Origin of the sequence: Bradyrhizobium sp. 157 (assembly GCF_023073815.1) — a bacterium.
Classification (GTDB): Bacteria; Pseudomonadota; Alphaproteobacteria; order Rhizobiales; family Xanthobacteraceae; genus Bradyrhizobium.
In genome coordinates this window covers 39,283-53,019 of sequence record NZ_JADPKF010000068.1, presented here as the reverse complement: position 1 = coordinate 53,019, position 13,737 = coordinate 39,283, and the positions used below count along the sequence as shown (strand labels likewise).

General features: G+C 59.7%; 15 protein-coding genes. 9 read left to right on the top strand and 6 right to left on the bottom strand.

The genetic code is table 11. The features are described from left to right. Positions 1-177: 177 nt before the first annotated feature. A complete protein-coding gene (locus IVA95_RS15660) occupies positions 178-591 on the top strand; it encodes a VOC family protein (RefSeq protein WP_247511271.1) in 414 nt (137 codons plus the stop codon). A 132-nt stretch (positions 592-723) separates the two neighbouring features. Here the strand turns inward: IVA95_RS15660 and IVA95_RS15655 are convergent, their stop codons facing one another. Further along, on the bottom strand, positions 724-1,014 hold the full coding sequence (locus IVA95_RS15655; protein WP_247511270.1) for a hypothetical protein: 291 nt from the start codon (positions 1,012-1,014) through the stop codon (positions 724-726). A gap of 265 nt (positions 1,015-1,279) precedes the next feature. Beyond that, positions 1,280-1,528 (bottom strand): hypothetical protein, encoded by a 249-nt coding sequence (locus tag IVA95_RS15650; RefSeq protein WP_247511269.1) that lies wholly within the window; start codon positions 1,526-1,528, stop codon positions 1,280-1,282. A gap of 1,231 nt (positions 1,529-2,759) precedes the next feature. Here IVA95_RS15650 and IVA95_RS15645 point away from each other — a divergent pair. Then, the gene (locus IVA95_RS15645; protein WP_247511268.1) at positions 2,760-4,544 is read left to right on the top strand and encodes an FG-GAP-like repeat-containing protein; all 1,785 of its coding nucleotides are present in this window, start codon (positions 2,760-2,762) and stop codon (positions 4,542-4,544) included. A gap of 203 nt (positions 4,545-4,747) precedes the next feature. Here IVA95_RS15645 and IVA95_RS15640 read toward each other — a convergent pair whose 3' ends face one another. The 3 genes from IVA95_RS15640 to IVA95_RS15630 are packed head-to-tail and all read right to left on the bottom strand — an operon-like array spanning position 4,748 to position 5,896. Continuing rightward, positions 4,748-5,050, bottom strand: coding sequence for an AlpA family phage regulatory protein (locus IVA95_RS15640; RefSeq protein WP_247511267.1), 303 nt, complete (start codon positions 5,048-5,050; stop codon positions 4,748-4,750). Between the two features lie 13 nt (positions 5,051-5,063). Continuing rightward, positions 5,064-5,297, bottom strand: a complete 234-nt coding sequence (locus IVA95_RS15635) for a DNA-binding protein (protein WP_247511266.1) — start codon at positions 5,295-5,297, stop codon at positions 5,064-5,066. 11 nt (positions 5,298-5,308) lie between these two features. Beyond that, positions 5,309-5,896: a hypothetical protein gene (locus tag IVA95_RS15630; RefSeq protein ID WP_247511265.1), complete on the bottom strand. Its 588-nt coding sequence runs from the start codon at positions 5,894-5,896 to the stop codon at positions 5,309-5,311. A gap of 438 nt (positions 5,897-6,334) precedes the next feature. Between IVA95_RS15630 and IVA95_RS15625 the strand changes: the two genes are divergently transcribed. The 5 genes from IVA95_RS15625 (at position 6,335) to IVA95_RS15605 (ending at position 10,521) form a co-directional block, all read left to right on the top strand. After that, the gene (locus IVA95_RS15625) at positions 6,335-6,910 is read left to right on the top strand and encodes a hypothetical protein (RefSeq protein ID WP_247511263.1); all 576 of its coding nucleotides are present in this window, start codon (positions 6,335-6,337) and stop codon (positions 6,908-6,910) included. A 114-nt stretch (positions 6,911-7,024) separates the two neighbouring features. Further along, entirely contained in the window at positions 7,025-9,118 is a 2,094-nt protein-coding gene (locus IVA95_RS15620; protein WP_247511261.1) for an AAA family ATPase, read from the top strand. Between the two features lie 34 nt (positions 9,119-9,152). After that, complete coding sequence (locus tag IVA95_RS15615) at positions 9,153-9,518, top strand: hypothetical protein (RefSeq protein WP_247511260.1); 366 nt, start codon at positions 9,153-9,155, stop codon at positions 9,516-9,518. A 24-nt stretch (positions 9,519-9,542) separates the two neighbouring features. After that, positions 9,543-9,920, top strand: coding sequence for a hypothetical protein (locus IVA95_RS15610; protein WP_247511259.1), 378 nt, complete (start codon positions 9,543-9,545; stop codon positions 9,918-9,920). Next, entirely contained in the window at positions 9,898-10,521 is a 624-nt protein-coding gene (locus IVA95_RS15605; protein ID WP_247511258.1) for a hypothetical protein, read from the top strand. The genes IVA95_RS15610 and IVA95_RS15605 overlap by 23 nt, the downstream gene beginning before the upstream one ends. A gap of 435 nt (positions 10,522-10,956) precedes the next feature. Here IVA95_RS15605 and IVA95_RS15600 read toward each other — a convergent pair whose 3' ends face one another. After that, positions 10,957-11,886, bottom strand: a complete 930-nt coding sequence (locus IVA95_RS15600) for a LysR family transcriptional regulator (protein WP_247511257.1) — start codon at positions 11,884-11,886, stop codon at positions 10,957-10,959. A gap of 124 nt (positions 11,887-12,010) precedes the next feature. On the opposite strand from IVA95_RS15600, the gene IVA95_RS15595 reads away from it, so the two are divergent. Both IVA95_RS15595 and IVA95_RS15590 read left to right on the top strand, forming a co-directional pair. Next, positions 12,011-12,883: a pirin family protein gene (locus IVA95_RS15595; protein ID WP_247511256.1), complete on the top strand. Its 873-nt coding sequence runs from the start codon at positions 12,011-12,013 to the stop codon at positions 12,881-12,883. 112 nt (positions 12,884-12,995) lie between these two features. Next, positions 12,996-13,679: an isochorismatase family protein gene (locus tag IVA95_RS15590; protein ID WP_247511272.1), complete on the top strand. Its 684-nt coding sequence runs from the start codon at positions 12,996-12,998 to the stop codon at positions 13,677-13,679. Positions 13,680-13,737 lie beyond the last annotated feature (58 nt).

The following is a 13,737-nucleotide window of genomic DNA, read 5'->3' as shown; positions in this document are numbered from 1 at the left end:
GACGGCCTCAGTGCCGATCCCGTACAGAAGCAAGTGCCCGGCAGGTGGACAGCGCAAAAAGGGATTGACTAACTAAGGCCCGTTACAGAAGCCCGGATGAGCGAAGCGACATTCGGGCGCTTTCCTCGCATGTCGCTGCGCTCATGCGGGCCACACGTCGAATGTGAAAACGTCGTCATGACCGATCAGAACACACCCACCGCTTCCCCCTTCCAGTCCATCCGCGCCATCGACTACACCGTCATCTTCGTGCGCGACATGGCGGCGATGCGCCGCTTCTATGAGGGCGTTCTCCGTTTTCCGCTGACGCGCGAGTTGTCGGCGGGATGGATCGAGTATCAAATCGGCGGCAACACGCTCGCGCTGGCGCGGCCGAGCCGGACGGCGAAGGATGCGCCGGTGCCCACGGGGAGCGCTTCGCTGCAGCTTGCTTTCAAGGTTGGCGCTGACGACGTCGACCGCTGCGCCGACGAGCTGGTGCGGCAGGGGGTCGATCTGCTGGAGCCGCCGACCAACCAGCCCTTCGGCCATCGCACGCTATTCTTCAGGGATCCTGATGGGAATCTGCTGGAGGTATATGCGGAGATTTGACGCGGGCGAGAATCGTAGCCCGGATGGAGCGCAGCGAAATCCGGGACAGGTCGCGCGGTGCAGAGATCGCCTCCGGATTTCGCTGCGCTCCATCCGGGCTACTCTAGGCGTTATGGCGCCGCATTGCGCGCCCTAGTTCAGCGTCAGCCACACCAGGTTGCAGTCGGTGTGGCAGGTGTTGCAGCGCGCCGGCTGATTAAACGTGTTGGCGAGCTGCCATTCCTGCGCTTCGTTGCTCCACTGCGCGGTGGCGTGGCAGATGATGTCGTCGGAACCGCAGGCGGCGCAGACCGGCGTGGAACGGGCGGCGCGATTCACCACCTTGCGCTCGATCGGCTGGGGCCGGTCCTGGGTGATCCGGTCTTGACTGACCCGGTCTTGGGCGATTTCGAACGGGTTCATCAGCTTGGCGAGTCGCAACATCGGTCCTGTGCATCCATCTGCGAGTTCTGGGAATCGCTACCTTTAAACTAGCGAATCGGCATGGCCGTTCCATCGCAAAATTTAGGAATACCCACGTTTTAAATGTGATCGTCACCAGCGGGACACAGAAGCGGCTTTCCGGTGAGAGAAAGCGGTCCATTGATGCATCGCACTGTGCAAATGACGCAGAGACCTGCGGAGAAGATCAACCTGCACGCGCACGCAAAACGGCCCGGCATCGATGCCGGGCCGCGCTGTTGGAGAATTAGTACTTCTTCTTCGCAGCCGATCCGGTTGTCGTCTGCTTGCCGGGCGCGCTTTCCGAATGGCCCTTCGCCGTCTTCTTCTGATGTCCCGGCGCGTATTCCGACGCACCCGGCGCGGTCGAAGTCGTGCTCTTCTGCATCTTCTGTCCCGGGGCGTATTCGGAGGAGCCCTTGGACTTCGTGGTGCCCTGCGCAAACGCCGCGGTCGTGAGCAGCACGGTCGAAACCGTAATCAACGTCTTCAGCATTGGTGATCTCTCCTGTTGCAGGAAACCAAGCAACGCCTCGCTCGCGGCGGTGTTCCACTTTTTCCCGCTTGCGGTCGCAGCGGCGCATGCTGATGAACAAATCTTCATCTTCACGGTATGCGGGCGCCTTACGGGGCGCTGCGCGTAAACAGAAAGTTCTCCAATTCTTTCAACGTGATTTGCCCTGTCCAGTCCTGCGCGAGAAAAGAATCCTGTTCTCGCGCGAGGCAAATCAGTCCTACAACTCGCGTCATCCCGGCCCGCAAGAGGGGCGTTGGCCATCGTCACGAACGTGGGCCGGGCTGCGGTGGACGCGAAAGCGCCGGGCGCGCGAAGTTGTTCGCAGGGCGGTTATCCGTGAGCGAACGCGGCGCGCAGGACGTACGGCGCTGAAGCGTACGGCAAAACCGTGTGGTCCTGTAGTCCAGCATTATTTTCGTTCGCAAGAGAACCGATAAAACGTAGAGAAGCCAAAGGCTTCGGCGAGTTTGGATGACAGAGAAAAGACCCGCCCGCATGAGCCGGGCCCCAATAGGCCCTAGACCGTTCATCCCTTGAAAGCGGACGTCGAGCGCTCGCACGTGCTCGTCCGCGAAGGGCCAACAGGCGACATGGAATCACATCAAACGAAAGAGGCAGAGCTTGCCTGCCGAATAGGTCTTGAGCGGCTGGTCTCAATGTATCGCGACAGGGGGCAGTGCAAGCACTGGATCAAGGTCAAGAACCGCAACGAATCCCACGAGCGAGCGTGTGCTAGACAGCCTTGCTGTAGCGGGATCGTTGTCGTCCTTTACACGCCGAAACGGGAACTCAATATCCTTCTGGAGTACCCCAATCGATCATATTGCGTTTCTCTTAAGCCGAGAGCATAGGCGCGGGCAGACAAGCATTTGCTTGCCATCTGCTGTCCGCATAACGGCGACGTACCGAACTCTCCGTTTCTTCGAAGTGGCAGCGTTGGTGCCATCGGCAGGCTTTCAAGACTTCAACTATCAATGCCAACCCGCACTCGCGTTTGCACGCGTGTGCACAGCTATGACGAGCAGATTGGCTGAACAGCCCTGCCCCAACTTTGTGCATTCGGGGAGAACGGCAACAGCACCTTTCAGCAAGACATGGCCGAACATCTCCCCTTCTCCGCTGCCATCGCTGACCTCAACAGAGATGGCTAATTGGAAATCTTGAGTGCGAGGGCACTACTCGCCTCGAATGTTCTCAAAGGGAGAATTCAATGGCTATTACGTTTGCCTCACACGCCGACTATGGCGTTGGACCTGCACCGCAGTTCATCACCAGTGGAGACCTGAACTCCGACGGTTTCCTTGACCTCGTCGTTGCCGACCGGGACGCCGGGTTTGTTTCAGTGCTGCTCGGGACAGTCAGTGGCACTTTTCTGACACCCACGAACTATTCGACTGGACTCGACAGTAGAATGGTTAAACTGGCTGACTTTAACAATGATGGGACGTTGGACATAGCGGTCACGAACCAAACCTCCAACAATGTTTCAATATTGCTTGGCAACGGCAATGGCAGCTTTGGCGCGACCTCGAACTTCGCGGCAGGCTCCGGTAGTCCTTATGGCATTACCGTGGGGGACTTCGATGCCGACGGCAATTCCGACCTTGCGGTTGCTAACGTAGGCTCAGGTAAAGTATCTGTGTTGCTCGGCGACGGAAATGGTGCATTTAGTTTCGCCTGGGACGGCGACGTAGGGACTAACCCGAGTGACGTTGCCACCGCTGACTTCAATGGTGACGGGACGCTCGACTTGGCCGTTTCGAACTCCTCAAGCAACAGCGTCACGGTGTTGCTTGGAAACGGTGATGCCACCTTTGGCGCAGGAACTAATTTCGCTGCAAGCACAGATCCGTTCCGTATCATTACGGCCGACGTTAACGGCGATGCTAAGCCTGACCTAGTAACGGCCAATGCCGCTTCCGGTGACGTGTCGGTACTGCTTGGAAATGGCAACGGCATCTTTGGGGCGGCCGCGAATTTTGCGAGCGGCCAGGAAGCTCGGGCGGTCCAAGCCGGCGATTTCGACAACGATGGCAATCTTGATTTGGCGGTCGCAAACGCGACTGATAATAACGTTTCGGTACTGCGCGGGTTCGGGAACGGCACGTTTGGCGCGCCGCTCACCTTTGACGTTGGTGCTAACCCCCAATCTCTCACGATTGGGGATTTTAACGGTGACAGCAAGCAAGATATAGCTACATCCAATCTTAGCAATAACAGTGTTTCAGTTTTGCTGAACACGACAACGCCCAGCCCCAACTCGGCCCCGATAGCGAAAGACGATATCGCCGGGGTAACAAAGGGCAAGGTCGTCACTGCCGACGCCGCGCACGGCGTGCTGGCCAACGATACCGACCCGGACACCGACACCTTGCACGTCACTGCCGTCAACGGCAATTCGGCTAATGTGGGCCACGCGCTTGCTGGCGATTTCGGGAAGCTGACATTGAACGCTGATGGCAGCTACAGCTATGCCGCCAACAAGGGAGGCAGCGCATCCCCAGTGCTGCCCCAGGACACGTTCACGTATACGGTCGATGACGGTCATGGCGGGACCAGCACAGCCACGCTAACAATCTCGGCCATAGCTAACAACGGCCAAGTCTATAAGAGCGGGACGGACGGGAACGACAACCCGTTGCAGGCAGGCACCGTCCGAACCGTACTCGATGGCGGTAACGGGAACGACGTCCTCGTCGGCGGAAGCAGCGCCGATGCACTGATTGGCGGACGCGACAACGACACCCTCACCGGCGGGAAAGACTCTGACACGTTCGTGTTCAACCCCAACTTCGGCAAGGACGTGATCACCGATTTCAAGCAGGATCACATCCAGATTGATAACACGCTCTTTGCAGACTTTGCTGCCGTGCAAGCTCATGCGGCCAGCGACGGGAACGGCAACACCGTGATCACTTACGATACGAACAACACGATCACATTGACTGGCGTCGCTCCCTCTCAACTGCACGCGAGTGACTTCTTCTTCGTGTAATGGCGAGGCAGGTCCGTTGAGCGCGACAGCAAGTACAGCCGCACCAACCACAACGATGGCCCCGACGATATTGCACGTCGGGGCCATTCAAGATCACCAAGCCGGTTACATCCGCCACGTTCCGACATCCATTTCCCGTTACGCGCATTTGTCTCTTTTGGGTCAAAACCGGAATTCAGCCTCAACACCACTCGGTGCCCGGTTTATCCTCGAAAGCGGACATGATGCCCTTCATCAGTCCGAGCAGGATCGCGCCGACCTTTGCCTCGGCCCCGGCGCCGATCGGATTGGTCGAGCGCGTTCTGCCAACTGATAATCTCGCTTTCGTACCAAATCTTTCTGTTCGGCGAGATGAAAACGCCTCGCGGAAACTTGCCCGCGCGTTCCAGCCGCCACAGGGTTGAACGTCCGATCGGAATGAGTTGCAAAATCTGCTTCTCGGTCAACATACGTCGAGGCCGGGGGGCGCCGTCTTCCGCTTCGGCTGGTGGCTTGGGCGCGATCATCGCGAACTCCACACTACGGGTGAATGCCACCTTTTCGTGTTGTCTTCTCTTGTTCAGCTATCCACGCGAGCAACGTGCTTCGGCGCCCACAGATAACTTCGCCCAACCGAAACAGCGGCAGGTCCGAACGTGCGGCCAGATGATAGACGCGGCGCCGCTTGTCTGGGGAGCCAAACATGAAGCGCGCGATCTCCTCGGCGCCTTCGAGCAAATCGTCCGCGATACAATCGTTTTCATGCGCCTTCATGGCACTCACTCCTACGTCCGAAGAATATCGGCGATAGCAAGAATTGTCCGCTGCGTGATCCTTGTTCTTTCCCTGCGGTCAACACTGGCCTCAGCCGATGGCTGTCTTGGAGGATCTCCGAACGAGATGTAATCCCTGTGGCTGGTGTTCAAAATAGAAATTCCGACGAACACGCTAGGAACGGGTTTCTCGAATTCGATCTCGAACCTGTACGTCGCGTTAGGGAAACGTCTCCGCCCGAGAACGTGGCCGCGTGTGCCCAAAAGCGCGACCATCTTCGTAACGTAATCGGCCAGCATTTCCCGCTTGGCTGCCCAAATCAGTTCCTCCAACTCGTTGCCGAATTCACGCTTTCGCTTCGCTTGGAGCAATCGATATTGCGCAACAGCGGCAGGGGCGGTTCGTGCCGTATCCGCTGTGTTAGCGGCGATCAGCAAGTTCGCCGCGTCCGGCTCTGACATCTGCGCGGCCGAGGTTCCTCGCCCAGACGTGCGAATGAGCCGGTGCTCGCGAACCGCGCGTGCGATCGCGCCGACGCGCTCTGGATCGAAGCCTTCCAAGGTGGCTATGGCAGTTACCAACTGACTAAGTGTCGCCATGACGAGTACCCATAGGTAAATATTGCAAATGGGACGGAGATGGGTCAAGCTCCATTTGAGAAAATTTCAGATGGCGTCGGCGGCCGATGCTGCCTGAAACGAAACGCCGCCCTGCTTGGGGGCAAGCAGAAGCGGCGTGAAACTTCATTTTCCGACCGGCGAAGGCCGGGACCTTGAGCGGCCCGCTTCATAACCCGGTCAACCCCAACCACGCAAGTGGGAGGCCGGATGATGTACGCAAACCAAACGCGCGCCAGTCCAAACTGCTCGCCACCTGCGATGGCCGGATGGGCAGCGCCGCGCGTCCATCCGATTGCGACCCCCACCAGCTTCTCGATTTATTGCCACCGATTGCCGGACGCGCGCGCGAATGCTGCCCACGCGCGTGAAGCCGTTTTCTGGAATGGCAGCACGCAGCACCTAAAAGGATGAAAAACGATGACCGCGTTCGATGAGTTGGATACCAAGACAATCGATCGCCTCAAGAGGCACGCGCAAGAAGCTCAAGCTACCCCGCTTCCCTTTCTGAACTACGAAGGGAGCGTGTGGAGGATCGGTGGCGAGCAAGTAACCGACTCCGAGTGGGTCGTGGCCACGGACATGTGCGCCGTCGGATGGACCCTGTTTCATGACAATCAGATCGCGGGCGAGCTTTACGTGTCGGCTCTTGGAAACGAGAAACCGCCGCGGCCCAAGACCCATACCGACAAATCTCTCTGGAAGGTCAGCGCTGGCGGATGGCGCAGTGATCCATGGAGCCTTCAGTACTCGCTTCCGTTGCGCAACGAAATCAGCGGTCAGATTGTGCTGTTCAAAGCGAGCAAGTCCGCAGCGAAGGCGGCCGTCGGGAAGCTGCTGGAAGATTTTGCTGACAAGCGCCGGCGGCCGCGCGTCGTGCTGACTTCCACCACAGTCCGCCGCAACGGCCGCGACGAGATCGATCCGGTCTTCGAGATCATCGAGGTACGTCGTCGACGACGCGCCTTGGCCGGGTGTCATTGTCGAAAAGAATGACGTCCCGGTCGCAGAGCCGAAGCCCGCCAAGAGCGCCATGGACGATCCCATTCCGTTCTAAGTGCCCGCATGTGGCCGGCCTTGTCAGGCCGGCCGCGCCCAAAGATCGCTCCAATGTCAGTACACGTCAGTGCAGAGCAAATTGCCGCCAGACTTGGCGGCGAAGTACGCCTCGGGAAGGATGGCCCGTATGTTGCGGCACCGGGTCCCGGACATAGCGTCAAGGATCGCAGCCTGATCGTTACGCTCGTTCCGTCCGCGCCGGACGGCTTCCTCGTCCACAGCCATTCGGACAAAGATAGGGACGCCATTGCCCTCAAAGATTACGTCCGGGAGAAGGCGAGCCTGCCGGCTTTCCAACCTAAGACAACGGCCACTGGCGCGAATGGGTCTCGGCTAGCGCCTTCGGAGGAGGTCGCCGCAAGGCGCGCCGCCGCCACCGCGCGGGCTGCGGCCGCACTGGCGAAAGGGGCCGAGCCGGCGGCCAAGGAGGTGGCAACATACGACTACATCGCTGCCGACGGCAGTTTGCTCTATCAGGTGGTGCGCTACGAGCCGAAGGCCTTTCGGCAGCGTCGGCCAGACGGCTGCGGCGGCTGGATCACTCACAAAGTGTTCGAAGGCGTCTCCCGTATCGTCTATCGGCTCGCCGATTTGGCTAAGTATCCAGACGGGACCGTGTTTGTCACCGAAGGCGAGAAGGATGCCGACAACGTCGCCGCGCTTGGACTATGCGCGACCACAGTTGCTGGCGGCGTCTGGACGCCGGATTGCAAGGCGCCGTTGGCTGGCCGCGACGTGCTTATCCTTGAGCACAACGACAAGACCGGACGCGAGAAAGCGCTGGAGGCGGCGACCGCATTGCACGGCATCGCCAAGAGCATCCGCATTGTCCCGTTTACCGATCTGCCCGCCAAGGGCGACGTGAGCGACTGGATCGCGCTCGATCCGGAAAGGCATGATGCCGATGCCCTGACCGCTCGGTGCTTAGCCGCACCGCCGTGGCAGCCGGGCGCGACCTTGCCGGCCGTCGCGGACACAGCAGCGCCGACACCGTCCGAGCCTCTGGGCGAGTGGGATGCAGGCGATGATGACCGGCCGATCCCACCGCGCGGTTGGCTACTCGGAAACACCTTCTGTCGACGATACGTCAGCTCGGTGATCGCTGAGGGGGGCACCGGGAAAACGGCGCTGCGCACCGCGCAACTGCTTTCCTTAGCGGCCGGCCGCGCGCTGACGGGCGAACATGTCTTTGCGCGCTCGCGTGTGCTCATAGTTTCGCTTGAAGATGATGCCGATGAATTGCGCCGCCGGCTCAGGGCAGCCTGCCTGCACCACGGTGTTGAACGGAGCGAGCTCAAGGGCTGGCTATTCCTGGCGGCGCCCGGCGGGCGCGGCGGCAAGATCATGACAACGGACCAGCACGGCCGGCCTGTCATTGGTGACCTTGCCGTCAAACTGGCGAACACCATCAAGGCCCATCAGATCGACATCGTCAGCCTCGATCCGTTTGTGAAGGCGCACTCGGTCGACGAAAACAGCAACAGCCTGATTGACGAGGTGGTGCAAATCCTCAGCGATCTCGCCGGACAGTTCGATATCGCCGTCGATGTGCCGCACCATGCCGCGAAAGGTCCGGCCGATCCCGGCAACCCCAATCGAGGCCGTGGCGCCAGCAGCATGAAAGACGCCGGAAGGCTGGTCTACACTCTGACGACCATGAGCCCCGAGGAAGCGCGGGCGCTTGGTTTAAGCGAAGCCCATCGCCGCAGCCTGATCCGCATGGACAGCGCCAAGGTCAATATTGCGCCGCCAACCGTCGAGGCCAAATGGTTTCGGATCGTTGGCGTCGATATCGGCAACCGCACTGATCTATATCCCAATGGTGACCGCGTGCAGACGGTCGAGCCGTGGTCGCCGCCTGACATCTTCGAAGGGCTGAGCACTATGCTGCTCAACCAGATTTTGACCGACATTGAAGCCGGCGCACCTGACGGCAATCGATATACCGACGCCCCGAACGCCTTCGATCGCGCGGCATGGCGGGTCATCGTTAAGCATTGCCCGGACAAGGGCGAAGCGGCCGCAAGGAGGATCATCAGGACGTGGACCATGTCCGGCCTGCTGGTCCGCAAGAATTACGAAAATCCGTCTACCCGGAAGACCGTCAGCGGCTTCTGGATCGACCCGGTAAAGAGGCCATCATGAGTTGCGCCATTGACCACAACTCAATGGCGCACCAATGGCGCAACCAATCTGCGCCATTGTTGAATTGCGCCTACAGGAAAAAGCTAATGGCGCAGAGGCGCCCATTAGCTGTTTTCCAACGGCGCACCAATGGCGCAACGGCGCTCGCGGCAGAGGTCAGAAGGAACCTGCTATTGCCAAGAAAGGAGCTCTACAGATGACGTATCGCTGGAAGGCTGACATCCAAAACAACAATGGCGAGCCGCCGGACGTGGTAGCCTTTGAAGAACTGGCCGAGTTGCAAGATATTGTGGAACTTGGACCCGACTGGAATACGATTAATCAGATCGTCATCACGCTCAGCCGACGCCGTAGTGTCACGCCCGCTTCCCCGCAAAAGATGCGTCCGCCGGCTCGATGACGTGAAGGCTTGCGGGCCATCCAGATGAACGAGCAGGAACGCATCGCCCGAGCGCTTGAGCAGATCACCGCGCAGGTGCGTCAACTTCCGCCGTCGAACGATTGGGTCGACGCGTATGGCACGGGCGACGCGGTGACCAGCGATGCAGCGGGCTTCATCGCCGACGTCTCGTCGGCCACAATCCGGCGGCGGGCGACCGAAGCCGCGGCATGCGGCAAGCCGCTCGGCGTTTTGATCGCGAGCTCGATCTGGCTGATAAGCGAGAGGCGACTGATCGGCTGGATTCGGGATCACGAGGGCGAACACGCGGCGCTGTGTGCAACGACACGGGCGAGGAAACTCGCTCAAATGAGCGCGCCGCTGCAAGCGTCGGCGTGGAATGAGCGTGCAACGCCAGAGTGACCCTTCCAATTGTGCGACGACGATTTACCATTCCACCATGGCAGCAAGAAAGACATCAACGACTGAGAGCCTCGAAGTGGCCCTCACCAAATTGCGTTCGCGCCATTTGACGCTCAACGAGCGAAAGGCGGAAGCCCAATCCGCACTCGATCAAGCCAGGGCGGATCAACAGAGATATTTCTTCGAATCCGACATCATCGACAACGGGGCGATCGCGAAACTTGAAAGTGCTGTCGACGCCGCAACGTTGCGCCTTTCCAGCCTCAGCGACGCATGCACAGCGCTTGCAGCCCAGATCGCTGATGCGGAGCGGACGGTAGCCGCCGAGACCGAGCGCGAGGAGCGACAGGCAGCGGCAAAAGACATCCTCACTACCGCCGACGCGATCCAGGAGCGGCTTGAGGCGCTGCTCCGCGAGAGCCGCAGTGTCGGAGAAAACCTCGTCGCGATAAGGCACTTGACGTTCCAGGCCCGTGAATTCGGTCACTACCTTGACGGCGTGGCCACCAGGCTCGGGGTTGCGTTGGACGTCGTACCGTCTCAACTGCGTGGTCTAGCCAAAGCCGTCGAGCTGGGCGAAGAGCAAATCCCGATCGCGTGATGCATGAGAACTCGCGATCGGCGGCGCGGTATAGCCACGGCTCAACGTAGCCGTCTGCCCGCAGCCTCGCCCGGCGCGGTCGGAGGGGTGGCGCTCCTCCGGCCGCTGCTTTTCTAGTGCGTGTACTAATAACGAGCGATGTCCGATTTCTGAGGCCAAGCAGACACACCTTTGGCTCTGGTGGATGCCCGCAGATGACCCAACTCGGACGTCCCGAGCCCATTGCCCTGATTACAATTCTGGTCTCGAGGTCGGAGACGCCGTAATGGCTGGTATTCCAAGGCTCGCCAACAGGAGCAACTGATCGCAACTGCTTAGCCCGCTGGATTCATATCTGCAGAGCTTGTCGAGCATCCCTGTTGGGACATCAGGCTCCGCGCTCAATAACTCGCCGAGATATTTATCCCCAGAGCCGGTACAATCGCCTCGTGTATTTCACGGTAGCTGCTGTGTCTCCGTTCGGCTTAGGATCGCATATTCAGCTGCCAGAAAATCCAAGAGCGCACGCACTGAGGGAAGCAGACCTCGACGGGACGGGAAGATGGCATGGATGATGCCTGACTGAGGGGACCACCCCGGCAACACGTCGATCAATGTTCCGTCGGAAAGGTCTTTTGTCACCACCATCGTCGGCAACTGTACCACGCCCACGCCGCGGAGGGCCGCGAGGCGCAGGGCAACCATGTCCTCGGTTATCAAGCGAGGCTGGTGAGGAATCCGGGCCGTGGCTCCATTTGGCCCATCCAGTACCCAGTCGTAGTCCTTTTGTTGTTGCGGTGGACCCCAGGCAAGAGTCGGAAGCTTGCTGAGATCCGCTGGCACAAGCGGTCTGGAAAGTTCCTTCATCATGATGGGACTGGCCAGCAGACGTTGAGGGCTCTCTGCAAGCACTTTCATGACAAGATCGCTTTCCTCCAGTGGCGGGAAGCGCACTCGGATCGCGATGTCGAATCCTTCGCCGATCACATCGACGGGCCGATTGATGGCTTCAAGATGGACTTCGACGTTCGGGCACGAGGCCATGAAGCGCGCCATCATGTCACCAACCTGAAAATAAAGCACCGATGACGGACAGCTCAACCGCACTATGCCTCTCGGCTCGGCGCGCGCCCTTTCGATCGCGTCTTGCGCCGCCTCAGCTTCGACGAGCATGGCGACACAATGGCGGTAATATTCCAGACCTATCTCCGTGACAGTGAAACGACGAGTCGATCGCTGCAGCAGACGGACACCGAGACGATCTTCGAGCAAGCCAATACGCCGGCTGAGCCTTGAGCGCGGCATGCCGAGCGCCCGCGCCGCCGCCGCAAAACCGTTATGCTCGACCACCTGAGCGAAGAAATAGAGATCGTTGAGATCCAGCATCGTTGCCGATTGTCCCTCCAATAGGACACAGCGACTCGATTATGCCGACTATTCGAGGGTTTGTCTCGCTCCTATCCTCTATCGCATCGATACGAGCGATGGAAACCTTGGACGGAGGAATCCTATGCGAAAGGTTCTCGGCGTTTATGCAAGTCCCAATCCGCATTGGGTCGGCGACGGCTTTCCGGTGCGATCGATGTTCTCGAACGCAAGCCACGGCCAGCACGTAAGCCCCTTCCTTCTGTTGGACTATGCCGGCCCGGCAGAGTTTTCGCCTGCGCAGAAACCGCGCGGCGTGGGGGAGCACCCGCATCGCGGATTTGAGACGGTCACCATCGTCTATCAGGGCGAGGTCGAGCATCGCGATTCGACAGGCAAAGGCGGTGTTATAGGGCCGGGTGATGTGCAGTGGATGACGGCGGCGTCTGGCATCCTGCATGAGGAATTCCACTCGCAAGAGTTTGCGCGCAAGGGTGGGACGTTGGAGATGGTCCAACTCTGGGTAAATCTGCCCGCCAAGAATAAGGAAGCTGAGCCGGGCTACCAGACGCTCCTCGACCGAGACATCCCTGCTTTGGCTTTGCCAAACAATGCGGGTCGCCTTAGGGTAATCGCAGGCGAGTATCAGGGCAGCCGGGGACCGGCGCGGACCTTCACGCCGATCAATGTCTGGGATTTGCGGCTGAGCCAGGGCGGCATGACAGCGCTTACCTTGCCGGAGGGGCACACCGCCGGCATGGCGGTGTTACGTGGCACCGTTCTCGTCAATGGAAGCGAGAGCGCGAGTGAGGCGCAGTTCGTGCTGCTTGACCGAAGGGGTGGTGACGTGACCCTGGAAGCCTCCAGTGATGCGACGGTCGTGATCTTGAGCGGCGAGCCGATTGACGAGCCGGTCGTCATGTATGGCCCCTTTGTCATGAACACCGAAGACGAAATCAGGCGTGCGATAACCGACTTTCAAAGCGGGAGGTTCGGCGCGATCCGCGCCGACGCCTAAGCGCCATTCCGAAGGCCGGACCTTGCCTGCCGGCCCTCGGCTCGGCTCGCGCAGCAGCGTGAGGCTCTCATGGGCAAATGACCTGTAACCAAGGAGGAAAGTCATGAGCACGATTGCAAGTCCTGCCAACTTCGAAGGCAAGCGACCGGTCATAGATCCGGATGATTCCGCGATGTTGCTGATCGACCACCAGAGTGGCCTCTTCCAAACCGTTGGCGACATGCCGTTTCCGGAATTGCGCTTGCGTGCTGCGGCGCTCGCCAAAATGGCATCAATGTGCAAGATGCCGGTAATCACCACCGCATCGGTGCCGCAGGGGCCGAATGGGCCGCTGATCCCTGAAATTCATGAGAATGCGCCGCACGCCAAATACGTGGCGCGCAAAGGCGAAATCAACGCCTGGGATAATCCGGAGTTCGTCGCAGCGGTCAAGGCAACCGGCCGCAAGACTCTGATCATCGCCGGCACCATCACCAGCGTTTGCATGGCGTTCCCGTCAATCGCCGCGGTGCACGAGGGTTACAGAGTGTTCGCTGTGATCGATGCCTCGGGGACCTATTCGAAGATGGCTGAAGAGATCACGCTGATGCGTGTTGTCCAGGCCGGCGTCGTGCCGATGGACACCGCGGCGGTCGCTTCGGAGCTGCAGAAGACATGGCATCGCGACGACGCTAAAGAGTGGGCCGAGGTCTACGCGAAGATCTTCCCGCCCTATCAGCTGCTGATGGAGAGCTACACAAAGGCTCAACAGGTCGCCGTGGATCACGAACAGTTGGATTCGCAACGCGCAGCCTAGCGAACGGACGCTCTAGCGCTCTGGCGGGCCGCCGCCAGAGCGCTATGATTTGGAGCAC